Origin of the sequence: Pedobacter ginsengisoli (assembly GCF_002736205.1) — a bacterium.
Classification (GTDB): Bacteria; Bacteroidota; Bacteroidia; order Sphingobacteriales; family Sphingobacteriaceae; genus Pedobacter; species Pedobacter ginsengisoli_A.
The window spans coordinates 5,002,091-5,028,021 of sequence record NZ_CP024091.1 but is presented as its reverse complement, the minus strand read 5'-3'; the positions used below and the strand labels follow the sequence as shown (position 1 = coordinate 5,028,021).

Sequence of the window (25,931 nt, the reverse complement as noted above, 5' to 3'; positions counted from 1 at the left end):
TATGAATCAATCGGCAGATACAATAACATACGAGCAGCTAAAAGATCTGGTAGATTTCATCAGGAATGTGCATGGTTTTGACTTTGGAGATTATTCGGCCGCGTCTTTAAAAAGGAGGGTGACCAGAATTATGCAGTTACAAAGGCTCTCACTATTTGATTTACGTACACTATTAACAAATGACCCGGATTACTTTGAAACTTTTTTAGTTGAGGTTACAGTAAATGTGACTGAAATGTTTAGAGATCCGCAATTCTATAAGTCTGTTGCTACCAATATAATCCCCTATTTAAAGTCATACCAACGGATAAAAGTTTGGAATGCAGGTTGTTCGACAGGAGAAGAACTTTATTCGTATGCTATACTTTTCTCTGAAGAAAGCCTTTATGAAAGATGTTTTTTTTATGGGACAGACATCAATGTGGACGTTTTGGAATATGCCCGCAATGGAATATATGATTTGCAAAAGATGAAGCTATATTCCGAAAATTTCCATAAAACGGGCACAATACATACACTATCTGATTATTATACAGCAAAGTATGATGCTGCCAAGATTAATCATTCTTTAAAGAAAAATGTATTGTTCTCTGTTCATAACCTAGCCTCGGATGGAGTGTTTAATGAATTTCAGGTTATATCATGCCGCAATGTGCTAATCTATTTCAATACCGATTTACAAAAAAGAGTAATTGAACTATTTTACAATAGTTTAGCTAATTTTGGGTTTTTATGTTTAGGATCAAAAGAGACATTAAGGAGTACAGAAATAGGCAGGTTCAAAACAATAGACAAAAAAAACAACATCTACCAGAAAATAGGTTAACATTAACATTCAGACAAAGATAAACCATGGAGAAGATTAATATATTGATTGTTGATGACAGACCTGAAAATATAATAGCGCTTGAGGCACTATTACAAAGAAACGACATTAATTTAATCAGTACCACAAATCCGAACGAAGCACTTAGGATTTCCTGGGAAATGGACATTGCAATAGCTTTAGTTGATGTTCAAATGCCAGAAATGGACGGTTTTGAACTTGTAGAAATACTGAAAAGTAATCCTCGCACGAAAGACATACTTATCATATTTGTAACCGCAATTTCGAAAGAAACAAAATATGCTGTAAAAGGATTAAATACTGGTGCCATTGACTATTTATATAAACCGCTAGATCCGTTTATTACTTCTGCTAAAGTTGACTCGTTTATACAATTTGTAAGGAGCCAGCGCGAACTCCAGGCTAAAAACAGAGAGCTAGAGGCTTATCAGAGGGAGCTAATAAAAGCTAAAGAAGAAGCTGAACAAGGCAAAAGGATAAAAGAAAATTTTCTTGCCAACATGAGTCATGAAATCAGAACGCCTATAAATGGAATTATTGGCATTGCCCATCTCTTAGAGCGAACTGATTTAAACGACGAACAAAAGGAGATGATCTCATTACTTGAAATTTCTTCAAGTTCATTGCTGGGGGTTATTAATGATATACTGGATCTATCAAAAATTGAAGCTGGTAAATTCAAAATTAACAGAGCTCCCACAGATATAGTAAGTGTATGCAAGTCGGTCATTAACCTTTTAAGGATTAGAGCAAAAGAGAAAAAACTAGCCTTAGAATTAGAATTAGACTCTGCACTGCCAACTCATGTTCTTGCTGATTCATTGCGTTTAAACCAGATTTTAATGAATTTGATTGGGAATGCAATTAAGTTTACTTCGCAAGGTAGTGTTACATTAAGGGTAGATATTCTTGATAATAAAGGAAATAATATTAAGGTTAAATTTTCTGTAAGCGACACTGGAATAGGAATAGCCCCGGAAAATATTGAGAAAATATTTGAGACATTTGAACAGGCAGATGAGCAAACTACTGTAAAGTTTGGTGGTACTGGCCTTGGTTTATCTATAGTAAAAAACCTTGCCAAGCTTAAAGGCGGGCATCTGGAAGTATCAAGTGAAGAAAACAAAGGAAGCACTTTCAGTTTTACAAATTGGTATGAAATTGTAAAGGAGACAGCAACGACCCAGAAAATGACTAAAGAGAATTTCACCCCATTTAAGAATGTTAAAATTCTTGTAGCAGAGGATAATCCAATCAATAAGTTTCTTATTGTAAAAATATTAAAGGATTGGATGATTGATACAGATGTTGTTGAAAATGGTAAAGATGCAATTAATAAGCTAAAAGAAAACCACTATGACCTTATTCTAATGGATACCTTTATGCCTGTTTTAAATGGGCTTGATGCAATAAGAATGATTAGAGAAGGTTATGCTAAAGGAAAAGAAAATATCCCGATTATTACATTCTCTGCAGCAGTTATGGAAACAGATACCAAAACAGCTATGGATGCCGGGGCAAATGACGTAATAAGTAAGCCCTTTGAACTTGTAACTTTACATGAGAAAATAACCAAGTATACTAAGGTTACTTATTAAAAGCAGTCATAGTTTTTGCAGGACCAATAGTTACAAAGCTTTTAATTAATTCTACGCTGGTATCTATCAGTGCTGGTAATTCAGGTTGTTCGTCTTTATCAAAGTTCGAAAGAACATAATCGGCTTGTCTGCCTTTGGGAAAATCATCACCAATTCCAAAACGCAGACGAGGATAACCCTGACCTCCACACAAGCCTTCAATGCTTCTTAACCCGTTGTGTCCGGCACTGCTACCCTGCATTTTTAACCGTAGTTTACCAAGTGGTAGTGCAAGATCATCAACGATAACCAAAACGTTTTCTAAGGGAATACGTAGCTCCTGCATCCAATAATTTACGGCCTTACCACTTAAATTCATAAAAGTGGTGGGTTTTATTACGTGTAGCTTTTTTCCTTTAAATGAAACCTCGGAATAATAAGCAAGACGCAAATTTGAAAAAGAACCACCTAGTTGTTTCACCAGCTCATCTGCTATGTTAAATCCTATATTATGCCTGGTGTAAGCATATTCAGGCCCTATATTACCCAGACCGACTATTAAGTACTTCATTACTGCAAAGATAATGGTTTACACGACATCCATTTTTAGTTATTCGATTTTCATAAAAAAAGCAGCATTAATTATCTTAATGCTGCTTTTTTTATACTTAGCTAGTTCGAATTATTTCTTATTAGCTTCTTGTTCTGCTTGCTTTAATGCTCTTGACATACCTACAGAAACGATAGTATCTTCAGGAGTGTTAGTAATAACGTATTCACCTTTTTGAAGGTCACGAACACGGAATAGGTTACCAACCTCTAATTTCGCAATACTTACTTCAACAGTTTGTGGCATGTTTTTAGGCAATGCTTTAACGCGAAGTTTACGTAATTTTTGAACTAGTTTACCACCCATTTTAACACCTGGAGAAGTTCCGGTTAATTTAACAGGGATTTCCATAAGGATTTCTTTTTCATCAAATAACTGAAGAAAATCTACGTGTAGTAATAAATCAGTTAATGGGTGAAATTGTAATTCTTTGATAATAGCTTTGATTTTTTTACCACCTAAGGTAATCTCAACAAAGTTAGCTTCTGGCGTATAAATAGCATCTTTTAATTCAGTTGTTACTACAGCAAAATGTGCTTGTTCTTTACCACCATACAATACTGCAGGAACTTTACCTTCATAGCGAAGCTCTTTAGCATCGCGTTTCCCTACGTTCTCTCTTGGAGAACCGCTAATTGCGATTGTTTTCATTTTCTTGTTGTTTAAATGTTTTGAAACCTTAGCGGTTTCGTTATTATATAATTATTAAATACTAAACGTTAAAAAGATCACTGATTGATCCATGCTCATTTACATTGGCAATTGCCTTTGCAAATAACGGAGCTGTTGAAAGTACCCTTATTTTTGGGCTAACCTGCTTTAAAGGAATTGTATCTGTTACGATCAATTCTGTTAACATTGAATTTTCAACAGTTTCATATGCTTTACCAGATAATACAGGATGTGTACAAACTGCTCTTACACTTTTTGCGCCCTTTTCCATAATTAAAGCTGCAGCTTTAGCTAATGTACCTGCAGTATCGCAAATATCATCTATAAGTACAACATCTAAGCCTACTACGTCTCCAATTATAGACATTGATTCTATTTCATTAGCACGTTTACGGCGCTTATCGCAAATCACTACCTCAGCGTTAAAGAACTTAGCAAAGGTACGTGCACGGTAAGAACCACCCATATCTGGTGAGGCTATGGTTAAATTTTCAAGTCCTAAACTTTTTATGTAAGGAACAAAAATAACAGAACCATCAAGGTGATCAACCGGAATATCAAAAAATCCCTGAATCTGAGCTGCATGTAAGTCCATGGTCATGATTCTATGGATACCCGCCGATTTTAAAAGATTTGCTACTAATTTAGCACCTATTGCAACCCTTGGTTTATCTTTTCTATCTTGCCTTGCTAATCCATAGTAAGGTACTACCGCAGTTATATAATGTGCTGATGCTCTTTTTGCAGCATCAATCATTAATAACAATTCCATTAAATTATCGGAAGGCTGATAGGTGGACTGGATTAGAAATACGTCACATCCTCTTACTGTTTCATCGTATGAAGGCTGAAACTCACCATCGCTAAACTTACTTAAGGTTACACTCCCAAGAGGCTTGCCGTAACTTTCGGCAATTTTATGTGCTAAATCTTTAGTGCCGGATCCGGCAAAAAGCTTAACGGGGTTAAATTGCAATGGCATTATTGAAAAGTTTCAATATTGGTTAAAAAAAATCGGATTGTGTTTAATTCACAATCCGAATATTGTTTAGTTGTCCGACCTGGATTCGAACCAAGACAAACGGTACCAAAAACCGTTGTACTACCCTTATACTATCGGACAATCTTCCATCAAAAAGGTTCCTTTGAAATGGAATGCAAATCTACGCACATTTTTCAATTTTGCAAGGGGCAAATAAAAAAAATATAAAAAAAATCGCATCAGACAGTTCTCCATACTTATTACTGCCAATAAATCAATCAGTTAATCTCATAAAATTTTATAATTTATTTTTCGGCATTGCTACTTAATTTTAAAAGTGCTTCAATAATACTATTCAAACCAATCTACAAAGCTATTTTCAGGTGTAACTTAAAGTGTATTACATGAAATATTTACCTAAAATAAGAATGTTAAATTTGTTAAACACAGCTTTAGATTATACGATTATCAATCTTATTCTTTATTTTCGGACGCAATTAATTGCCTTTACATTAGTAACTACTTGATAACGAAATGAATTATTCAAAAATCAATAACATTACCGGTTGGTTTTGTTTTGCCATTGCTACCTTAACCTACATTTTAACGCTAGAGCCCTCAGTTAGCTTTTGGGATTGCGGTGAATTCATAGCCTCAGCTCTAAAAATGCAGGTGGTACATCAACCTGGAGCGCCTTTATTTTTAATGATCCAACGCTTTTTCTCTTTATTAGCTTTGGGTGATGCTACTAAAGTAGCATATTTCATGAATGTTGGATCAGCAGTTGCAAGTGGTGCTACTATTTTATTTTTGTTCTGGACAATTACTGCTCTTGCAAAAAAGATTCTAGTAAAAGATAAAGAAGAAATATCTAAAGCTAACCTAATCTCTATCATGGGAGCTGGTATTGTAGGGGCTCTTGCTTATACTTTCTCTGATAGCTTCTGGTTTTCGGCAGTTGAATCTGAGGTATATGCTTTATCTTCGTTATTTACTGCTATAGTTTTTTGGGCCATATTAAAATGGGAAGCTCATGCTGATGAGCCTCGTGCTGATAGATGGTTATTATTTATAGCTTACATTATGGGGCTTTCAATAGGTATACACTTATTAAACTTATTAACCATACCTGCTATTGCTTTCGTTTACTATTTTAAGAAAACTAAAAAGGCAACAACCGCAGGCATTGTAAAGACCGGACTAGTTGGTATTCTAATTTTAGCCTTTATCCAGTACGGAATTATCCAATATCTGGTTTCATTTGGGGCTTATTTTGATTTGTTCTTCGTGAACACACTAGGTCTTGGATTTGGATCTGGGGTTATTTTCTTTGCAATACTATTAATAGGAGGCCTTGTGTGGGGCATAAGATATTCTATAAAGCATCAAAAGAAAATTCTAAACCTGGCACTATTATCTACGGTATTAATAATATTTGGATACGGATCATTCGCGATGATCATTATTCGTGCAAAAGCTGACCCTAACCTTAACAATAGTGACCCTGATAATGCCTTCTCGTTTTTAGGGTACCTTAACAGGGAGCAATACGGTGATAGGCCATTGCTTTTTGGACCTAACTACAACTCACAAAAGGTTGATATTAAACAAGGCAAGACCCTTTACAGGAAAGGTGCGGACAAGTACGAAGTAGCAGGAAGAAAAACTGATTATGAATACGATAAAACTACTCTTTTCCCAAGAATGTATAGTGATGATCCACGACATGTAGGTTATTATAAAGATATGATGGGCTTTGATGATTCCCATTTTCCTAACCTTATTGATAATATTGGATTCTTTTTTGGCTATCAGACAGGCCAGATGTACATGAGATACTTTATGTGGAACTTTGTGGGGCGTCAAAATGACGATCAGGGACAGGGAAGTTTATACGAAGGTCAATGGCTAAGCGGAATTAAACCTATTGACGCCGCTCGCTTAGGCGATCAAAGTCATTTACCTCCAACTATTGTTGATAATAGTGCATACAATAGATTCTTCTTTTTACCACTCATACTAGGTTTATTAGGTGCTATATGGCATTTCCAACGTAATCAAAAAGATGCAGGTATAGTAGCGTTACTTTTTTTCTTTACTGGTATCGCAATTGTATTATATCTTAATCAAAAACCTATGGAGCCAAGAGAGCGGGACTATGCCTATGCCGGGTCTTTTTATGCTTTTGCAATATGGATTGGACTGGGGGCATTGGCTTTAAAGGAATGGCTATTCAAGAAGGTTTCCCCAGCTACCGGAGCAGTTCTGGCAACGGTTGCCGGATTATTTGCGGCTCCCGTAATCATGGCTGCACAAGGCTGGGATGATCATGATCGTTCTTCAAAGCTTGTAGCTCACGATATAGCAGTTGATTATTTAGAATCTTGCGCACCAAATGCAATTCTATTTACCTATGGAGATAATGACACCTATCCGCTTTGGTATATACAAGAAGTTGAAAACGTAAGACCAGATATTCGTTTGGTTAACCTTAGTTTATTTGATACCGATTGGTATATAAATGGCATGAAGCGTAAGCAAAATGAATCTGAGCCATTGCCGATAAGCATGAAAGAATCTCAATACGTTCAAGGCAATAGAGATGTAATGTACTATCAGGATTATAAAATTGCGGGTTCAATTGAACTAAGTAAGATTTTTGAGGTATTAACTTCGGATAATGATGAAGATAAACTTGCTTTAAATGATGGTTCAAAAGAGAATTTTATTCCAACTAAAAACTTCAAACTTACAGTTAACCGCGCTGATGTTATCAAAAACGGAGTAGTTAGTGCTGCAGATTCTGCCAAAATTGTTCCTGCTATTGAGTGGAAATTTAATAAGAATTATGTTACTAAAGGTACTTTAGCAATGTTTGACATCCTTGTGCACAACAACTGGAAAAGACCAATTTATTTTGCAAGCACGGTTCCTTCTGAGCAATACAATGGCTTAGACAATTATTTATATAATGAAGGACTGGCAATACGTTTAATGCCTTTAAAATTAGATAGTGCTGCCGGAAAAAGTGACCTGGTAAACACTCCTGTTCTATACAATAACCTGATGAATAAATTCAAATGGGGTAATGTAAAGAATGCCAGCTACCTTGACACACAATCTGCGGATGACATCTCTATTTTTACAAGCATGTTTAACAATGCAATTACAGGCCTTGTTAAAGAAGGAAAAATTGAAGATGCTAAAAAAGTTGCAAACCGTTATTTTGAGGTAATGCCTGATAAGTTCTATGGCATGCGTTCTATGATGGGAGCCTATTTTATGGCTGAAAACCTGTACACATTAAATGACAACAAAAGAGCTAATACTCTAATTGAAAAATCTGCAGATTACATACAAAAAGAACTCACTTATCTTGCTGATGTATCTAAGAGTAAAAACAAATTTATTGGTGGGCAGAATGTACAACTAGGCATGTCGTTCTTAAATCAAATGGCTAAAATAACTGAGTCTCATAAGGAAACGAAATTAAGTCAGAGTTTGACCAAACAGTTCAATGAGTTAGAAGGACGGTTTTCGCAGTATTTTGCACAGCAATAATAGGTAAGCTCGCATTCTGTTCATCGGCTGCATTAAATTGGCTCAGAAAAAGAGCCAAATGAACGCTAGGCCGGTTCACAGAAAACTCGCTTCTTAGCAAATAAAAACAAAAGCGAGAAAAAAAGGCCGAATTAATTAGCCAAACGGCAGGTCAAAAGATATATAAGTACAACAGAAAAAGGCCCCGATAAAATTTCGGGGCCTTTTTCTGTTATTATGATTTTAACTCTAGATATTTTAAGTTGTAGGAAGCGAGTTTTCTGTGAACCGGCCTAGCGTTCATTTGGCTCTTTTTCTGAGCCAATTTAATGCAGCCGATGAACAGAATGCGAGCTTATCCCTCTACAACAACTCCCATTTCACAGAATTTATCAATTCTGGCAGCAATCATTTTCTCTGTTTTTTCCTTAGTAAGTACTTTCAAATCATCCAGGATTTGTTTTTTAATTGTCCCTGCCATTTCTTCAGGATTTTGATGAGCACCACCAAGAGGTTCTTTTATAATACCGTCAATGAGTTTGTTTTTGAACATGTCGTCAGAAGTCAGCTTTAAACATTCAGCTGCTTTTTCTTTATAGTCCCAGCTTCTCCATAGAATTGAAGAACAAGACTCAGGTGAAATTACTGAATACCAAGTATGCTCCAACATGTATACCTTATCTCCAATACCAATACCCAAGGCACCACCAGAAGCACCTTCACCAACTACAAAGCAAAGAATCGGCACCTTTAATACAGACATTTCCAATAAGTTTCTGGCAATCGCTTCCCCCTGACCACGCTCTTCAGCTTCCAGTCCTGGATATGCTCCCATAGTATCTATAAAAGAAATTACAGGTTTATTAAATTTTTCAGCCAGCCTCATTAAACGAAGGGCTTTTCTATATCCTTCAGGATTAGCCATACCGAAATTACGGTATTGACGTTCTTTAGTATTCTTTCCTTTCTGATGCCCAATAACCATTACTGTTTGGCCATCAATAGTAGCAAAACCTCCAATAATAGCTTTATCATCCCCTACCGTTCTATCGCCATGCATCTCAATAAAGTCATCGCAAATCATGCTAATGTAATCTAAAGTCTGAGGTCTTTCAGGATGACGAGACATTTGAACTTTTTGCCAGCCAGTTAAGTGGGTGTAAAGAGTTTTCTGTGTTTGCTCCAATTTTTCTTCAAGCTCTGCTAAGGTGGCAGACATGTCTACTTTTGTCTTATCAGCAACCTGTTTAACCTTCTCTATTTGCTGAACAAGCTCAGCTAAAGGTTTTTCAAAATCAAATGATGTTTTTATCTGTTCCATAAGCGGGCTGTAAAAGTAGGTATTTTATTTTACCTGTTCAACTCCTTTTTATTGTAAAAGCCAAAACATATTCATCGCCTAAATAATCTTTACAAATCTGTTCCTATGTGCTTAATTACCTTTGGATCTGTAATCAAAAACTATCAAGATTCACTAATTCACAGTAAGTATAGATGAAAATCTAAACTCGCAATAACTATTTTCCTAGTTTCTATTTCACATAACCCTCATTTTTAAGAAAATCGCACCATATCTTATATCCTGCATCATTCAGGTGCAGGCCATCTTTGGTTAAATCTGCCCTGAGGTGATTTGCTCCATCAATAAACTGCGGATATAGATCAATTATTGTAAGCTGTTTGTCTTTAAAATTCCTTATCTGTTCATTTAGCCATAAAATATGCTCATCCTTGGCATAATGATTTTTAAACTTATTAAACTCACTATTTACCGGCAAAAGAGTATAAAAGTAAATCCTGGTTCTTTTTGATCCTTTACGAATTCTGCTGATTATCGTTTTATAATTTCTAAGAATAATACTATCAGGAATATTTCTCGAAATATCATTAATCCCTATCAAAATAAATACTTTAGCAGGCTTCCCTGATATTACTCCATTTAACCGCTCTAAAACACCAAATGTAATATCACCAGAGATACCTCTATTTTTTGCATTCGGCAAATCAAGCAACTTAGCCCAGTTACCTCCAGCCGTTATACTATTGCCCAAAAACACGAAGTCCTTCTCAGATTTCTTATCCGCATTAAACTTTTCTATCAACTCCTTATATTTAGCAGGTCTGTAGGTACTATCCCAGGCCATACTCTGTCCAGTAGATGACTTGATAGGAAAGGAGTCTGCAAACAAATTCGGATAGTCAGAAATAATTCCATCAACCCCCATCTTTTTTAGTCTATTGATATCCACCTTTGTATTTACTGTCCAAGGGATTACCTTGATATGCTTTTCGTGGCTCTTTTTCACCATGGCTTCATCAACCATTTTAAAAGCCGGACTTATTATAAAAGGATTAAAACCAAGGTCTGTTAAATTCTGTTCAACATCTTTCTTATTATCTACCAGAAAAGATGTCTTTACTTTTGGGTACTTCTTATTGAGGATTTGTAGTGTTCTTTTGTCAAAAGATTGAATAACTACATAAGGGGTTATACCTTTACTTTCTATTACACCCATTAATAGCTCTACGAATTTTTCTGGTTCAGGATTCAAAATATTATCACCTGCCACGCTGCATTTAGTTTCAATATTATAGAACATCTGTTTTTTACCTTTTGAATATTGCTGAACAGAATCTATTAAATCGGCCAAAAGTGGGATGTAGGATTTAACCTTCTTTTGATCAGGAAACCCTGTGTTAATTTTTGACCCCAAATCAAACGTTTTTAATACGTCGTAATTCATTTGATAAACCGCATATCTTTTTGAATCTCCAACTGGGATATCTTTGCCATCAGGAGTTAACATAAACCCCGGGCTTAAATAATCATCATGTGTAACCACAACTCTACCATCTTTAGTGATATGGGTGTCCATTTCCAAAGTAGTTACTCCAATATCTATTGCATTACGCATAGCAATAATTGTATTCTCCGGCATTAATCCTCTCCCCCCTCTATGCGCTTCAGTACTAAACAACGGAAACCCTGAATTATAATTGAAAGCATTATTTTTACTTGTTTTACAAGCGTATAGGCATAATAAAATCCCAACTCCTAAAATTATCAGTTTCTTCATTCTTATAATTGTTTAATGCGTTTTATGATTCAGCAACAGCTGTATACTTATTTCCAAAACGATCCGTCACATTCACTTCAACTTTTTTTATTGAGGCATTAAAATGAGCAATAAACAAATGTTCCGTTTTTCTAGGCTCAGCAAAAGTTCTTCCTATTGGCAGGTCATCGCCTTTGTATAATTCAACAGCCAATGGGTCATACCCCTTTAATTGTTCAAGTGCCCCCATAGGCTTATCATCAATGGCATATTCTACTTTCCATTCCGGATCCCAATTCCAAACATTTGCCACAAGCCTTTGTTGGTCACTTAGCTTATCTACGTAAATGTTCAACTGTTTTGTCCTATCCAATCCTGTAGATTTGTAATACCATTTCATTTTTGTTCCATCTACCTCATAAACACCGTAGCCCCTTGGCGTTCCATCCTCACATATTGGCCCTGTCCACCAGGCACCGCACACTGTTCCGTGATTATGCTCGTAAACTCCATTTTTGATTACGTTAGTATTATAATGGGTATGCCCCGACATAATGTGTACATTCTCAAACCCTTCCAAAGTGGCATAAAGTGCTTCATTATTTTTAACTGCATTATGAACAGGTATATGAAGACAAATTATGATCAGTTTACCCTTATCAACATACTGCAAATCCTTCGCCAACCACTCCAACTGGTTTTCAGTTATATAGCCATCATATAGTCTTTCACTACCCAGATATCTTACATCATCAAGAACCACATAATGCGCCTTTCCGCGATTAAAAGAATAATATGTTGGCCCATATACTTCTTTAAAGGTCTTGTCAGAAGTATCATCTCCACCTTGCCTGTAGTCCATATCATGATTCCCTAATGCCTGGAAAAATGGAATCCCCATCTGAGCTACTGCGGCATTATAGTCCGGAAAAAGCGCATGATTATCCCAAACTATATCACCCACACAAATACCATGAACCAAAGCATCAGACCCCATAGTTGCAATCTCCTTCTTAACATCAGGAACAGCTGTCTCCATCATTTGCTGAACATCCTTTTTGTTCTTTACCTGCGGGTCAGCCCATACAATAAAATTATGCTTGTCATCATTCTTTTTTAAACGTATCAGCTCAAAATCATATTGATTCCTACTTCCAAGCATTTCATACTGTTCTGCTATATTATGAGTTGTTTTAAATTCATAGCCTGAAGGTGTCGACATAAATATTTGAATAGCATTTTGATGTGGATTTATTATATACTCGCCTTTTGAATTTGTAATTACTACAGAGAATCCGTCAGAAATAGCTACCCCTGCCACACCTTTTCTGTTTGCTATTACCTTACCTTTAATGGTATCACCTCTCTTCAGGTTACCATAACCTTTGGTTTGTAAACTAATAAATGCGGCCCCTGTAAATAAGCCAAAACTTTGTATAAATGATCTTCTATTCATTCTTATTTAAATCTAAAAAAAGCTTGCAGAAACTAACTGCAAGCCTTTCTTGGTCAAATTACTTTTCCCACCATACTTTGGTCATCACATTATCGCCTCCAATACGATCAGCTGCGATTTTATAATTAGCAGGATTAAATCTGCGTACATCATTATGGTACATAAAACGGGTTGGCATTTCTCCATTATGAAGCATAAATTCCGTTTTAGGCAAAACAGGGAAGCCGGTTCTGCGATATTCAAACCATTGCTGATAATCACAAAAGAATAAGGCTAGATATTTTTGGTTCATAATCTGCTCAAATGTCCCATTAAAAGCAGCCTTTTGGTTTACAAAATAATTTGCAGGCATTACACCATTTGGCCATTGGGTTACTGCGGCCGTAACTCCCTTTTCATACGCAACTTTTGCCGCAGCCAAATCACCGGTTTTCAATGCAACCTCAGCTTTAATAAATTCTACCTCAGCATAACTCATTATAATTTCATTAATAAATGTCCCTACAGCACTTGGATACATCAAATCGCCATTTGGAGTACTTGGATTAAAATCAAATTGAGTAATATCACCAGAGTGACCTGCAGTAAATCCCTTATATCCTATACTTTCTGATTTATCGTTTACAATTCTTGAAGCCTTTGTCATAAATAAAGCTCTTCTTGGATCTTCCAGGTCATTCAACATATCAACAAAGAATGAGCCCATAGCGGTAAAGTTAACATAGTCCTGACGGCGGCCCCATGCATAATCATAAGGTGCTACACCGTTAACTTTTACAATTGCTGCCTCAGTATTGCTAGTAAATACGGGGTATTTAACAGGATCAGCAATTATTGCCGCCAATTTCTCATAACTCTTAAACTCAGCTTTTTTTGAAAGACGCAAGATCATGCGCATCAAAAGTGAGTTATTAAACTTACGCCAGTTGGCTTTTACGTTATTATACAAGAGATCATTTCCTGACATCACCTCAGTTCCACTATAAATGGTATTTGCCTCCTCTAATTGTTTTATTAAAGAAGTATAAATTTCTTCCTGAGTGTCAAACTTAGGTTGTGTGATCTTATCTTCTGCCTGCAATGCTTCCGAAAACGGAATATCACCAAAACTATCGGTCAAAATCCCTGTAATGTAAGCACGCAAGGTAATGGCCACAGCTTTATAAGCCGGCTGATTATATGTTACTGATGCAGCCTCCATCTCTCTAACATTCCGTAAATATTTGTAACAATTGTTCCAGGTTCCGTTTCCGGCACCTTCCTGAACGTCATAACGGTGTATTCCAAGAGCAACGCTTGGATTCGGGATTCCTACCTGCATCAGTTGCCAGGTAAAATCATAACTCCTAACTGTAAAATAAGTACTCATTCCATAAATGGTTGGAGTAATTAAACTTCCCGGCGTTACTTTATCTATTCGGTTAGGATCAACATTTAGTTCTTCAAAGTTTTTAGTACATGAAGAGGCTGCCATCAGACTAACTAAGGTAAAAATGGCGATTATCTTTTTTTTCATCTTTATTTCTTTTTTGGCCAAAGCCTTATTATCAATATTTTATCTGAAACCAATTACAGTTGCAGGCGAAGATTTAATCCAAAGGTCCTTGTACTTGGCAATTGGCCCATTTCCACACCCGGCATAATGGTTGATCCGTTCAACGCAGCCGTTTCAGGATCAAAAGCAGGGAACTTCGAAATCATCGCAAGGTCTCTTCCGTAAAGTGCCACCGTAATTCCCGATACCTTTAATCTATTTATCACTGATTTAGGCAAGCGATATTCAATACGAGCCTCCCTTAACTTTAAAAATGATGCATCAAAGCTATTGGTTTCCAAATTTGCGCGACGATAATAATCAGCATACCATGTGTTAACCGGTACTCTTGTAGTATTCGGAGAAAAAGTTCCATCAGCATTTTGTACAACACCATCACCTATAACCCCACCTTCTTCACGACCCACCAAAGTATGTTTTAATTTACCTTGCTCTGTCATTTTATGATGCGTTTGCGAATAAACTATCCCTCCATATTGTCCATCAATTAGCACGCTAAGTGTAAAATCTTTATATCTGAATTCATTCTGAAATCCACCTCTCCAGTCTGCATAAGCATTCCCAATTTTTTGTATATCGCTAGGGCGGGTTGCAAGGCCTGTAGCTTTATCAAAAATAACCTGGCCTTTATCGTTTCTTACCAATCCATAACCCCACAAATCACCTGTAGAACCTCCAACTGTGGCAATTATCGACGCTGCACCAGCACCACTCTGTGCAATAACCTGTTGCGAAGCAAGTACATCTTTACTTAATTCCAGAATTGTATTCTTATTCTTTGCCCAGGTAACTGTTGATGTCCACGTAAAATCCGTTGTGGCAACAGGCTTTCCACTCAGCATTACTTCAATACCTTTATTCCTAATTTTTCCACCATTTATAAAGGCACTGCTAAATCCGGTAGTTATATCTAAAGGAACAGATAATACCTGATTTGTAGTATTTGTTAAATACAAGTTCACATCGGCATTTATACGGTTCTTAAATAAAGATATGTTAGCTCCAGTTTCCCATGATCTTGACATTTCAGGTTTAAGATCTGCATTTTGCAAAGTGCTCGGAGCTTCCGAAGAACCAGGGAATGCCGAAACTCCGTAATATTTAATAGTTCTGTATGGTTCAGTATCAGATCCTATCTGAGCCCATGAAAGCCTAAGTTTTGCAAATGAAATCACTTCTGGCAATTTAAAAATCTCACTCAGAATATAACTTGAACTTACTGAAGGGTAGAAATAAGAATTATTATTTTCAGGCAAAGTAGAAGACCAGTCATTGCGGCCTGTAATATCCAGATAAATCTTTTTATCCCACGAGAAGTTCATTAATCCAAAAACACTATGCGTTTTTCTCTTATATATACCATTTTCCGCAACTGCTGAAGTTAAAGCATTTGAAAGTTTGTACACACCTGGAAGCAGTAACCCTCTTGCAATTGAATTAATTTGTTTCTCGTCCCTGTTCATCAAATTTCCTCCAATAGAGGCCCGAAACTCTAATTTTGGCAAAATCTCATTGTTATAACTTAACAATGCATCCGTATTGGACTCCATGAAATTAACATCTTGCTGCTTATAGTACCCTAGCGGGAAATTAGCTGTATCAAAAGTCCGGCGCTGTTCTCTTGCATCTACACGCATGTTAATGCCCGATCTAAACATTAATTCCCACCTGTCATTAAAAGTATAAACTCCCTGTAAATTCCCATCAAGATTAGTGCTATTCAAACTGTTTGTCATCTCATTGGCAATCAGAAAAGGATTCTCAATAAAAGAACTATATGGGTGAATCTGTTTCAATTGCTCCTGACCTTTTTTCCATCTTGGAGCATACCAATTGAGGTCAACGTTTGGATTTTGAAAAATCATAAAGTAAGCAATAGACTGCCCATTATATCCTGTACCAGGCAAATTATCACTGGTTTTATTTGTATAGTTAAATTTACCATTCAGCTTAAGCTTCTTTGAAAGTTGCAAACTCGTATTTAATGACCCGACAATTCTTTCAAAACCCGTATTAGGCATTATCCACTCATTCTTAGTATGTGTAATTGATGCCCTTGCGGTAAACACATCCGTACCACCATCTAGTGCCACGCTATTTTGCAATGTATATCCTGTCCTCCAAAATCCTTTAATATTATCCTTATAAGGAACCCACGGAGTTCTTGTAGCACCTTGTCCTTCTACATTCGGATCATATTGAAAATAACTTTGGCCATCAAATTTAGGCCCCCACGCACTTGATGTCGATCCCGTGTTTGGTCCATCCGCCGAAGCTGAATAAGAATAATAAAGCTCTCCTGCCTTATTCTTGTTCAAGTTACCTTGCCCATACTCATATTGATAATCTGGCCAGCGCAACACATCGTTAAAACTACTGTTTGAGTTAACAGTAACACCAATTCCCTTGTCTCTTTTGCTTCCTGATTTTGTAGTGATAATAAAAGCGCCATTTTGAGCCCTACTTCCGTAAAGTGCCGCAGCAGCAGCTCCTTTTAATACAGTTATAGATTCTATGTCGTCAGGATTTATATCCGAAATTCCATTTCCAAAATCTACCGGAATATCTTTATCCGCACCAGATGAACCTGCTCCGTAAGCATCATTAACACCGGAACTTGCAGCTCGGGTTATTAACGGAACTCCGTCTACAACTATTAATGCCTCATTATTTCCACTTAAAGATCTATCCCCTCTCAAATTTATTCTGGTGCTATTTATAGGCCCGGAACCAGTTTGTGTAAGCGTTAAACCCGGAACTTTTCCTTTCAAAGCGTCAGACCAGTTATTAGAAGGAGCATCTGAAATTTCCTTACCTCCAATTTTTGTGGCTCCAAAACCTAAAGAATTAGCCTCACGTTTTATACCCAATGCGGTAACAACAACTTCATTAAGTTCACTGCTTGAAGAAGCCAATTTAACCTCTACATTTGACTGATTTTCAGAGAAAATCATTTTAGCAGCAACATACCCAAGCATATTAAAAGACACTTCAGTACCTTTATTAACCGTTATAGTAAAAGCTCCTTCTCCATTCGTAACACCCAGAACTTTCTTTTGATTATCAGTTATTGTTACCCCTGGCATCAACTGGCCATCGGCAGCATCCTTTACCTTTCCTTTAACTGTGATAGTCTCCTGCTGAGACATTTTGCCCGAAACTGCAATAGGCGCAGCTGCAAGCATTTGAAGCGGATTCATAAAAGTAACAAAGAATGCAAAAAGCACACACTTTGAAACTTTTCGTAATCGCATTTGATTTGTAAAAGTTTTATTCATCATACTTGGGTTTGTTATTTGGTTTTCTTTTCTTTTTTTGCAACATTTCGTTTCATTTCGTTTTTTTCTTTTTGCTGCAAAGATGCCAGTTGTAGTTTTAAGTTAATATTAACACTATATTAAGTTCACGCCCATCACACTAGCTCAATAAATATTGTTTCACCAGGTTTTTGAATTCTTCAATCTGGCTTTCTACCCATTTAGCATCCTTCTCCAATTCATCAGCCATCATACTCGCTACCTCCGGAGCAAGCAATAAAGCTCCTTTTGCGTCAAGAAACAACAATCGCATTCTACGAGAAAGCACATCTTCTATGGAGCGGGCCATCTCATTCCTTACCATCCAAACCACCTCTGCCTTTAAATAATCATAGCCCGGGTATACAGAAGCATTCAATTCAGGCTCCTCAACCATCAACCTTCTTATTCCTTGTGCATCTGCACCATAAATCCCCAGCGGGCTTTCATCTATCCCTGGAGTATATCCATGAATCTTAACGTTTTCAGTAATACAACTGGCAGCAGGCAACTTACCAAGTTCAATAGCCTTGTCCACCACATCCATAGCCATTCTGCGATAAGTAGTCCATTTACCACCGGTTATGGTAATGAGTCCTGACTTGCTGGTTAACAGCTTATGACTTCTTGAAATCTCTTTAGTGCTATTGGTATCTTTACCGGGCGCGGCTAACGGGCGTAGACCGGCGAATGTTGCCAGCACATCAGATCGCGATGGTACTTTAGTTAAATATTTACCTGCCGTACTTAATATAAAATCAATCTCCTCATCCAATGGTTTTGGCTCCAAACTGTGCTCATCTAGTGGAGTATCTGTTGTGCCCACAAGTACTTTTCCATGCCATGGAACAGCAAACAGAACTCGCCCATCGGACGTTTTTGGAATCATTAAGGCACTATTACCTTGTAAAAACGACTTATCAAGTACCACATGCGCACCTTGACTTGGCCGCACTATTTGCTTGCCAGAAGGCAAATCCATCTTTAAAATCTCATCCACAAATACGCCTGTAGCATTCACAACCACCTTCGCTTTTAACGAATACAATTTCCCGCTCTCCAGATCAGTAAACGAAACACCATTAACCTGTCCTCCTTCTTTATTAAGGCCGGTCACCTTCATATAATTAAGCGTTACACCACCATACTCTGCAGTAGTCTGAGCTAAGTTTAATGCTAACCTCGCATCATCAAATTGACCATCGCTATAACTAATCCCACCAATCAATCCATCACGTTTTAAACCTGGAATTGCTTGTAAAACCTTATCAACAGATAAAAAAGACGATTTTTTAAACCCACTTTTCCCAGCCAGTAAATCATAAAATTTTAGCCCTATTAAATACTTGTATTTGGAAAACCACGAATAGCACGGTATAATAAAATCCTGATCCTTCACCAAATGCGCTGCGTTTTTAAGCAACAATCCACGCTCATGCAAAGCCTCATAAACCAGAGCAATATCACCCTGAGCCAAGTACCTTACTCCTCCATGAACAAGCTTCGTACTTCTGCTCGAAGTCCCCTTTGCAAAATCAGACTGTTCCAAAAGCAGAGTGCTATACCCTCGGGATGCAGCATCCACAGCTGTACCTAATCCCGTTGCGCCTCCACCTATAATTATAACATCCCAATCACTTTTCTTATCAATCCGTTCAATAAATGCTGTTCTATTAAATATCATTTCGTTTATTTACCATTTTAAGCCATTATTATTTCATAAACTTTCGTTTACAACAATAAAAGCAATAAAACGAAACTAAACATAATTATTATATAATAAAAACAAAATCATTAAAAAATTTAAACAACAATTCTTATTGCTTCGCTAACTTTACAGTTGAAAAATATCATTATATTAATAGATCTTAATATTTTAGCTCTAATGATTAACATTGCGGAAAGACACCAATATATTTTAAATAAGATTCAGGTTAACGGATCGCTCGATGTTCAAAGCCTGTGCAAAGAACTCGACGTTTCATCTGTTACAATACGGAAGGATCTGAAACTCCTCGAAGATAAAAACCTGCTGTTTAGAACACATGGAGGGGCAACTTTAAACAATCCGTACACAGTAGACAAGCCTGTTAATGAAAAAGAACACCTTCAATCTGCAGAAAAAGTAAGAATTGGAACCCTTGCTGCAGAACTGATAGAAGACAATGATTCTATCATTATAGCATCCGGAACTACTGTTCTGGCACTGGCAAGATGTATTAAGCCAAAAGGAGCTTTAACAGTAATTACATCGGCATTAAATGTTGCCCTTGAACTTGTACACCATTCTAACATAGAAGTAATTCAGCTAGGCGGATTGCTAAGAAAAAGCTCATCATCTGTTACCGGCCCCTATTCAGACAATGTATTGGGAAATGTATTTTGCAGCAAACTATTTTTAGGGGTAGATGGAATAGACCTTGAATTTGGCCTCACCACAACAAATGCCTTTGAAGCCCACCTAAACCGACAAATGATAGATTCATCTCAAAAAATAATTGTCCTGGCCGATTCAACTAAATTTGGCAAACGTGGTTTCGGCAGAATATGCGGTATCGAAGAAGTAGACCATATCATTACCGACAGCGGTATTTCCGAACATACAGTAAAACATCTTGAGAGTATGGGAATAAAAATATCTATAATTTAAAATATCTAATTTAAAGTTCACAATAGGTTAATATAGCTGATGTACATTTACTATATACATCCGTCATATGAACAACGTCCTCAAATTTTTCATTCCGCCCGACAAAAAATTCCAGCCTCTATTTGAACAATCTGGAAAAAATCTGATCAGCATATCCGAAACGTTATTACTTGCCCTAAGCACAAATGATCTCGATCAGAGAAATAAACATATAAAAAAGATAGAGCAGCTGGAACGTAATGTAAATAAAATAAGACATGCAGTTTTCCTTGGATTAAGCAAAAGTATCATCACCCCCTTTAGCCGGGAAGATATCCATACCCTTATTAGTGCGGTTTACGATATTTCCGATTATATAAGGGCCGCAGCTATCAGCATTGAAATGTATAACATCCTTCAGCTCGATAAAACCATGATCAAGCTAGCAAACTTACTCACAGAAATGTGTAAAGATCTGGATAGTGCACTTAAGGAGCTTAGGAGTTTCAAAAATAAAACCGTTATATCTGATGTTTGTCTCAGAATATACAAAGGTGAAAGCAAAGCAGATAAACTATGTAATCATGCCGTTGCCGGTCTCTTTAAAACCGAATTAAATCCAATCGAACTTATTAAACAGAAAGAACTTCTGCAGACATTAGAAATGGCTACCGACAGGTGTGACGATGCAGCCAATGCCCTGGAAGCTATACTGGTAAAAAACTCTTGATCAACCTCGTTCTACCATCTCCATTCACCCGCAATCTTCAAAGGAACTTCAAGATTATTCTGTTTTAAAAACTCTTTCAGCTCATCGTCGCCTTGTCTTTTAACCGGTAAAGCAGGGGTATTTGCAAGCCCATACACAAGCATAGTACTAAAGCGCACCGTATTTTTCAGTCCCTGCTCGTCAACCAATTTAAAAACATCTCCATCAGAATGATAGAATGGGCCCGAGTTATTTGGTAAATCCCCACCAGTTCCTCCGCCAATTGGAATTCCCTGTAACATAAAAGGTTGATGATCACTATGCAACCAAGCTCCAGAATAGAATATATTTTTAAACCCGGTATCTATTTTAGCTATCTGACTGCCCCATATACCAAACAGATCCTTCATCTCAGCCCTGCTTGTCGAAAAACCCTTAGGGTCATTAGTCATGTCATAGTTTAACATAAACTTAATCTGATCCAGAGCATTTAAATGCTTTGCCACCTCTACATAAGCTTTTGAGCCTAATAAACCTTGTTCCTCTCCCATAAATAGCACAAACTCAATTGTCCTTTTATTTTCAAGATTCAATGCCTTATAGGTTCTTGCCATATCTATTACTGCAAACGATCCGATACCATTATCAATTGCTCCCGTTGCCAAATCCCAACTATCCAAATGTCCTCCTACAACAATTTTATCACCTAGTGTATCTGTACCTTTCGTGGTGGCAATTACATTCCTTGCTTTAATCAGACCCGAGAAATTTGTCATATTTAAACTTGCAAACTGCTTCCTGGTCTTTAACTTTTCCTTAATTAGCATTCCATTTTCCAGGCCAATACAAACAGCCGGTATCGGAATTAATTTTCCTGTTACTGATGCAGTGCCGGTAAGCAGCACACCACCTTTTACCCCGTTAATAATAATTATGCCTGCGGCACCGTATTTTGTAGCTATTGCTGTTTTTTCTGAACGATGTAACGCAGGAGTACCCTCAGGTGACCCTGGAAGAACCCCCAAAAACACCAATGCTATTTTTCCCTTTACCTTTCCCGAATCCAGCTTATAATCATTTTCAAGCCCATTACCTAAGTCTACTAACTCTGCCTTTACATTTGCCTTTACAGGAGAATGCGCAAGCGTTACCGAGGTAATTTTAGCCAGGCTATCTTCCGAATCACCAATCCTGGTCTCATTAGTCAACCTACTCCAGCTTTCCACTTCAAAAGGCTGAAATTTAACATCATAACCATACGATCTAAGTAACTTAAATGCATACTCTTCTGCTTTTGCACCATTGGCAGATCCTGTTAACCTATGACCAATTGATTCGGTCACGTTCTTTAAATTAACATATGCTTTAGATCCTGTCTGTACTTCAGTATTAATTTTTTTAAAAGCAGCACTGAAATCATCTTGTGCCTGAACTTTAATCGTGCAAAAAATAAATAAAAAAAGAAAAATCCTCATAAACATATTTTATAGTTTCTGATTATATGATAACAGATAAAAACGAATATTATTTTTTCCGTTCGGTAGTATATCTTACCAGTTGTTCCAGTCCGGTTCTTGCTTCGCCCGGCTCAAAGCTATGCAGAATATCAAAAGCTTCCTGCTGATACTGTATCATTTTCTGATTGGCATAATGTACGCCATCTTTTGCGTTTACAAAATCAATAATCTCCTGTATTTTCACAGGGTCATCCTGATGGTTTTTTACAAGACTTACGATCCTTTTTTTCTCTGCTTTTTCGGCCCGGTTTAGGGCATAAATTAAAGGTAGTGTAACTTTTTTCTCCTTAATATCTATCCCTAACGGTTTTCCAACATCATCAGTTCCAAAATCAAAAGTATCATCCTTAATCTGAAAAGCGATTCCTACCTTCTCACCAAACAACCTCATCTTCTCTATCGTTTCATCATCGGCACCAGCAGATGCAGCCCCACATGCACAGCATGAAGCAATTAGCGATGCCGTCTTCTGCCTGATAACATCAAAATACAAGGTCTCACTAATATCCATCCGCCTTACCTTCTCAATTTGCAGCAGCTCACCTTCACTCATCTGTTTTACCGCCTCCGAAACGATCTGAAGTAATCGGAACTCATTATTATTTACTGATAACAGTAAACCTTTAGCAAGCAAATAATCACCCACTAAAACAGCTATCTTATTTTTCCATAATGCATTAATAGAAAAGAACCCTCTTCTTTCATAAGCATTATCAACCACATCATCATGAACAAGCGTAGCAGTATGTAGTAACTCTACCAAAGCAGCACCACGATGTGTTGATTCAATAATACCGCCACATAGCTTTGCAGCAAAAAAAACAAACATCGGACGGATTTGCTTACCCTTTCTTTTTACAATATAATGGGTAATACGATCTAACAATGGGGCATCGCTATGCATCGAGGCTTTGAATTTTTCTTCAAAGGCATCAATATCTTTTGCTATTGGTAATTTTATCTGATCTATTCCAGGCATTCAGGTAAAAAATGTGTGTGCAAACATAAATTAAATTCCTTTAAAACTGTACTTTTAGTAAAAAGTTTAAGGTGAAAATAACATTAATAGTACTATCTGCTGTGCTTGCCCTCGCAATTGTGGTCTATCTGTTAGGCCCAAAACCTCAGCACCCGCTCTACGCGACAGCTCTACCCCATGTTCCCGCAATAAATAAACTCGAAGGTTATATAAAAAGTATAGAAAACCGACATAAAATAAAACCAGATAATGAGGCCGAAATTGTTTGGGCGGACACCACTAAACAGCAAACAAACTATGCCATAGTCTATTTACATGGCTACTCAGCATCTAAAGAAGAGGGCAATCCTGTCCATATAAACCTCGCCAGAAAGATAAAAGCCAACCTCTATCTATCCCGACTGGCAGATCATGGTGTAGACACAGCTTCAGCAATGGAATATTCTACTGCCGATCGATTATGGGAAAGTGCCAAACAGGCTCTTGAAATAGGAAAAAGATTAGGCAAAAAAGTTATTCTGATCGGCACTTCTACAGGAGGCACGCTGGCATTAAAACTTGCAGCCACCTATCCAGATGTATACAGCGTTATTCTAATCTCACCTAACGTGGCCATTAACGATAAACTTGCCTTTCTAGCTAACAATCCATGGGGTCTGCAAATGTCGCGGCTAGTATCTGGAGGGAAAGAAAGAATAGTAGAAGGTAAAACTGAAGAATATAAAAAATACTGGTACACCAAATATCGTCTTGAATCAGTAGTACAACTCGAAGAACTGGTTGAAACAACCATGCTCAAAGAGACCTTTAACAAGATCAAGCAACCATTACTACTTTTATACTATTACAAAAATGAACAGGAACAAGATCCCGTTGTCAGGGTTGATGCCATGTTAAAAATGTACGATGAACTGGGAACACCCTCAGATTTAAAAGCAAAGGTTGCTATACCAAACGGCGGCAGTCATGTTCTTGGCTCTCACATTACATCCAAAGATATCGAGGGTGTTCAAAAGGCAATCGACAACTTTATCACCGGCACCTTAAAGATCAAAGAAAACTAACTCTTTAACTTTTCATTGCTTTAGATGGGCATGCAAAATCTGTCCGTTTTAAACCGGTTGATTTAATAGCACCATAACCACCCGCAATATCAATTACATGATCTACCCCCCTCGCTTTAAGTATAGAAGCTGCTATCATAGATCTGTAACCGCCGGCGCAATGAATATAATAAGTTTGCTTAGTATCAATCTCCTTTGTCCAGTCATTAATATAATCCAAAGGACGGGTTAAGGTATTTGCTAAATGCTCCGCTTCATATTCTCCGGGCTTTCTTACATCAAGAGCATTTACATCAGGATTCTCATTTACTATATCTTCAAATGCCTCAGCAGAAATAGAAGTAATCGTGTCAATATCTTTACCGCTTGCTTTCCAGGCATCAATTCCGCCATCCAGATATCCAATGGTATTATCATAACCCACGCGCGATAAGCGTGTAATGGCTTCTTCCTCTTTTCCTTCCTCAACAATCAGCAATAAAGCTTGCTTCAAATCAGTAATTAAAGCTCCTACCCAAGGTGCAAATTGTCCGTTAAGTCCAATATTTACCGACGATGGGATGAAACCTTTAGCAAACACCTGTGGATCCCTCGTATCCACAATCACTGCTCCCGAATGATTCGCTGTAGCCTCAAATTCATCTGGCGACAAAGGATTTAGTCCCTTCTCATAAACATCATCAAAACTCTCATAGCCCTCTTTATTCATTGCAGCATTCTTTGCAAAATACTGCGGAGGTGGCAAAATACCATCAGTTACTTCTTTTATAAACTGTTCTTTTGTTTTTGCCTTAAGTGCATAGTTTACTTCCTTTTGATGACCTAAAGTATCAAAAGTCTCCTTACTCATGTTCTTACCACAGGCAGAACCTGCCCCATGTGCAGGGTACACAAGTACATCATCCGGCAATGTTAATATCTTATTCTGCAAAGAGTCATACAAAGTACCCGCCATATCCTCAACAGTTAAAGAACCCTGCTGAGCCAGGTCTGGCCTGCCCACATCACCAATAAATAAGGTATCACCGGTAAAAATACAATAGGCCTTACCATCTTTGTCTGCTAGTAAATAAGTTGTAGATTCGGGAGTATGCCCCGGTGTGTGCAATGTAGTAATTGTTAAATCACCAACTTTAAATTGCTCCCCATCTTTAGCAATATGCGATTTAAATGAGGTTGCAGCTGTTGGCCCATATACAATATCAGCTCCCGATTTCTCAGCTAAATCAATATGTCCGGATACAAAATCAGCATGAAAATGTGTTTCAAAAATATACTTAATCTTAGCTTTGTCCTTCACTGCCTTTTTTAAATAAGGCTCAACTTCGCGTAAAGGATCTATTATAGCAGCTTCGCCATTACTTTCAATATAATAAGCTGCTTCTGCTAAACAACCTGTATAAATCTGCTCAATATTCATTCCCATATACAAATTTAAGATT

General features: G+C 37.2%; 18 protein-coding genes. 6 read left to right on the top strand and 12 right to left on the bottom strand.

Features of this window, described 5'->3' with window-relative positions:
- The first annotated feature begins 1 nt into the window (after window position 1).
- Window positions 2-826: a CheR family methyltransferase gene (locus CPT03_RS21140; protein WP_099440687.1), complete on the top strand. Its 825-nt coding sequence runs from the start codon at window positions 2-4 to the stop codon at window positions 824-826.
- 26 nt (window positions 827-852) lie between these two features.
- On the top strand, window positions 853-2,445 hold the full coding sequence (locus CPT03_RS21135; RefSeq protein WP_099440686.1) for a response regulator: 1,593 nt from the start codon (window positions 853-855) through the stop codon (window positions 2,443-2,445).
- Here the strand turns inward: CPT03_RS21135 and pth are convergent.
- The 3 genes from pth to CPT03_RS21120 all read right to left on the bottom strand — a co-directional run bounded on the left by pth (window position 2,435) and on the right by CPT03_RS21120 (window position 4,688).
- Window positions 2,435-2,995 carry an aminoacyl-tRNA hydrolase gene (gene pth / locus CPT03_RS21130; protein ID WP_099440685.1) on the bottom strand — a complete coding sequence of 187 codons (561 nt, stop codon included), beginning with the start codon at window positions 2,993-2,995 and terminating at the stop codon, window positions 2,435-2,437. The two genes, CPT03_RS21135 and pth, sit on opposite strands and share 11 nt — an antisense overlap.
- A 111-nt stretch (window positions 2,996-3,106) precedes the next feature.
- Window positions 3,107-3,685, bottom strand: a complete 579-nt coding sequence (locus CPT03_RS21125; protein ID WP_099440684.1) for a 50S ribosomal protein L25/general stress protein Ctc — start codon at window positions 3,683-3,685, stop codon at window positions 3,107-3,109.
- A gap of 61 nt (window positions 3,686-3,746) precedes the next feature.
- Window positions 3,747-4,688 (bottom strand): ribose-phosphate pyrophosphokinase, encoded by a 942-nt coding sequence (locus tag CPT03_RS21120; RefSeq protein WP_099440683.1) that lies wholly within the window; start codon window positions 4,686-4,688, stop codon window positions 3,747-3,749.
- Window positions 4,689-5,222: 534 nt separating this feature from the next.
- On the opposite strand from CPT03_RS21120, the gene CPT03_RS21110 reads away from it, so the two are divergent.
- The gene (locus CPT03_RS21110) at window positions 5,223-8,249 is read left to right on the top strand and encodes a DUF2723 domain-containing protein (protein ID WP_099440682.1); all 3,027 of its coding nucleotides are present in this window, start codon (window positions 5,223-5,225) and stop codon (window positions 8,247-8,249) included.
- A 334-nt stretch (window positions 8,250-8,583) separates the two neighbouring features.
- On the opposite strand, the gene CPT03_RS21105 is transcribed toward CPT03_RS21110, so the two are convergent.
- From CPT03_RS21105 to CPT03_RS21080, 6 genes are all read right to left on the bottom strand, one after another.
- On the bottom strand, window positions 8,584-9,549 hold the full coding sequence (locus tag CPT03_RS21105; protein WP_099440681.1) for an acetyl-CoA carboxylase carboxyltransferase subunit alpha: 966 nt from the start codon (window positions 9,547-9,549) through the stop codon (window positions 8,584-8,586).
- A gap of 211 nt (window positions 9,550-9,760) precedes the next feature.
- A complete protein-coding gene (locus tag CPT03_RS23195; protein ID WP_245869913.1) occupies window positions 9,761-11,305 on the bottom strand; it encodes a glycerophosphodiester phosphodiesterase family protein in 1,545 nt (514 codons plus the stop codon).
- 22 nt (window positions 11,306-11,327) lie between these two features.
- A complete protein-coding gene (locus tag CPT03_RS21095) occupies window positions 11,328-12,740 on the bottom strand; it encodes a calcineurin-like phosphoesterase C-terminal domain-containing protein (protein WP_099440680.1) in 1,413 nt (470 codons plus the stop codon).
- Window positions 12,741-12,798: 58 nt separating this feature from the next.
- Window positions 12,799-14,256, bottom strand: coding sequence for a SusD/RagB family nutrient-binding outer membrane lipoprotein (locus CPT03_RS21090; RefSeq protein ID WP_099440679.1), 1,458 nt, complete (start codon window positions 14,254-14,256; stop codon window positions 12,799-12,801).
- 53 nt (window positions 14,257-14,309) lie between these two features.
- Window positions 14,310-17,576, bottom strand: a complete 3,267-nt coding sequence (locus tag CPT03_RS21085; RefSeq protein WP_245869912.1) for a SusC/RagA family TonB-linked outer membrane protein — start codon at window positions 17,574-17,576, stop codon at window positions 14,310-14,312.
- Window positions 17,577-17,712: 136 nt separating this feature from the next.
- Entirely contained in the window at window positions 17,713-19,275 is a 1,563-nt protein-coding gene (locus tag CPT03_RS21080) for a glycerol-3-phosphate dehydrogenase/oxidase (protein WP_099440677.1), read from the bottom strand.
- A 201-nt stretch (window positions 19,276-19,476) separates the two neighbouring features.
- Between CPT03_RS21080 and CPT03_RS21075 the strand changes: the two genes are divergently transcribed.
- Window positions 19,477-20,241 (top strand): DeoR/GlpR family DNA-binding transcription regulator, encoded by a 765-nt coding sequence (locus CPT03_RS21075; protein ID WP_099440676.1) that lies wholly within the window; start codon window positions 19,477-19,479, stop codon window positions 20,239-20,241.
- A gap of 67 nt (window positions 20,242-20,308) precedes the next feature.
- Window positions 20,309-20,950, top strand: a complete 642-nt coding sequence (locus CPT03_RS21070) for a DUF47 domain-containing protein (RefSeq protein ID WP_099440675.1) — start codon at window positions 20,309-20,311, stop codon at window positions 20,948-20,950.
- Window positions 20,951-20,961: 11 nt separating this feature from the next.
- Here CPT03_RS21070 and CPT03_RS21065 read toward each other — a convergent pair whose 3' ends face one another.
- Window positions 20,962-22,404 (bottom strand): M28 family peptidase, encoded by a 1,443-nt coding sequence (locus CPT03_RS21065; RefSeq protein WP_099441212.1) that lies wholly within the window; start codon window positions 22,402-22,404, stop codon window positions 20,962-20,964.
- 49 nt (window positions 22,405-22,453) lie between these two features.
- Complete coding sequence (locus CPT03_RS21060; protein WP_099440674.1) at window positions 22,454-23,425, bottom strand: polyprenyl synthetase family protein; 972 nt, start codon at window positions 23,423-23,425, stop codon at window positions 22,454-22,456.
- A 71-nt stretch (window positions 23,426-23,496) separates the two neighbouring features.
- On the opposite strand from CPT03_RS21060, the gene CPT03_RS21055 reads away from it, so the two are divergent.
- The gene (locus tag CPT03_RS21055; RefSeq protein ID WP_099440673.1) at window positions 23,497-24,489 is read left to right on the top strand and encodes an alpha/beta hydrolase; all 993 of its coding nucleotides are present in this window, start codon (window positions 23,497-23,499) and stop codon (window positions 24,487-24,489) included.
- Between the two features lie 4 nt (window positions 24,490-24,493).
- On the opposite strand, the gene CPT03_RS21050 is transcribed toward CPT03_RS21055, so the two are convergent.
- A complete protein-coding gene (locus CPT03_RS21050; RefSeq protein ID WP_245869911.1) occupies window positions 24,494-25,915 on the bottom strand; it encodes an MBL fold metallo-hydrolase in 1,422 nt (473 codons plus the stop codon).
- Window positions 25,916-25,931 lie beyond the last annotated feature (16 nt).

Bases quoted from the DNA above. Each gene is read 5' to 3' on its own strand.
- CPT03_RS21065 (WP_099441212.1), bottom strand. From the start codon at position 22,404: ATGAGGATTTTTCTTTTTTTATTTATTTTTTGCACGATTAAAGTTCAG.
- CPT03_RS21085 (WP_245869912.1), bottom strand. From the start codon at position 17,576: ATGATGAATAAAACTTTTACAAATCAAATGCGATTACGAAAAGTTTCA.
- CPT03_RS21125 (WP_099440684.1), bottom strand. From the start codon at position 3,685: ATGAAAACAATCGCAATTAGCGGTTCTCCAAGAGAGAACGTAGGGAAA.
- CPT03_RS21095 (WP_099440680.1), bottom strand. From the start codon at position 12,740: ATGAATAGAAGATCATTTATACAAAGTTTTGGCTTATTTACAGGGGCC.
- CPT03_RS21070 (WP_099440675.1), top strand. From the start codon at position 20,309: ATGAACAACGTCCTCAAATTTTTCATTCCGCCCGACAAAAAATTCCAG.
- CPT03_RS21080 (WP_099440677.1), bottom strand. From the start codon at position 19,275: ATGATATTTAATAGAACAGCATTTATTGAACGGATTGATAAGAAAAGT.
- pth (WP_099440685.1), bottom strand. From the start codon at position 2,995: ATGAAGTACTTAATAGTCGGTCTGGGTAATATAGGGCCTGAATATGCT.
- CPT03_RS21105 (WP_099440681.1), bottom strand. From the start codon at position 9,549: ATGGAACAGATAAAAACATCATTTGATTTTGAAAAACCTTTAGCTGAG.
- CPT03_RS21075 (WP_099440676.1), top strand. From the start codon at position 19,477: ATGATTAACATTGCGGAAAGACACCAATATATTTTAAATAAGATTCAG.
- CPT03_RS21060 (WP_099440674.1), bottom strand. From the start codon at position 23,425: ATGCCTGGAATAGATCAGATAAAATTACCAATAGCAAAAGATATTGAT.
- CPT03_RS21050 (WP_245869911.1), bottom strand. From the start codon at position 25,915: ATGGGAATGAATATTGAGCAGATTTATACAGGTTGTTTAGCAGAAGCA.
- CPT03_RS21120 (WP_099440683.1), bottom strand. From the start codon at position 4,688: ATGCCATTGCAATTTAACCCCGTTAAGCTTTTTGCCGGATCCGGCACT.
- CPT03_RS23195 (WP_245869913.1), bottom strand. From the start codon at position 11,305: ATGAAGAAACTGATAATTTTAGGAGTTGGGATTTTATTATGCCTATAC.
- CPT03_RS21110 (WP_099440682.1), top strand. From the start codon at position 5,223: ATGAATTATTCAAAAATCAATAACATTACCGGTTGGTTTTGTTTTGCC.
- CPT03_RS21140 (WP_099440687.1), top strand. From the start codon at position 2: ATGAATCAATCGGCAGATACAATAACATACGAGCAGCTAAAAGATCTG.
- CPT03_RS21135 (WP_099440686.1), top strand. From the start codon at position 853: ATGGAGAAGATTAATATATTGATTGTTGATGACAGACCTGAAAATATA.
- CPT03_RS21090 (WP_099440679.1), bottom strand. From the start codon at position 14,256: ATGAAAAAAAAGATAATCGCCATTTTTACCTTAGTTAGTCTGATGGCA.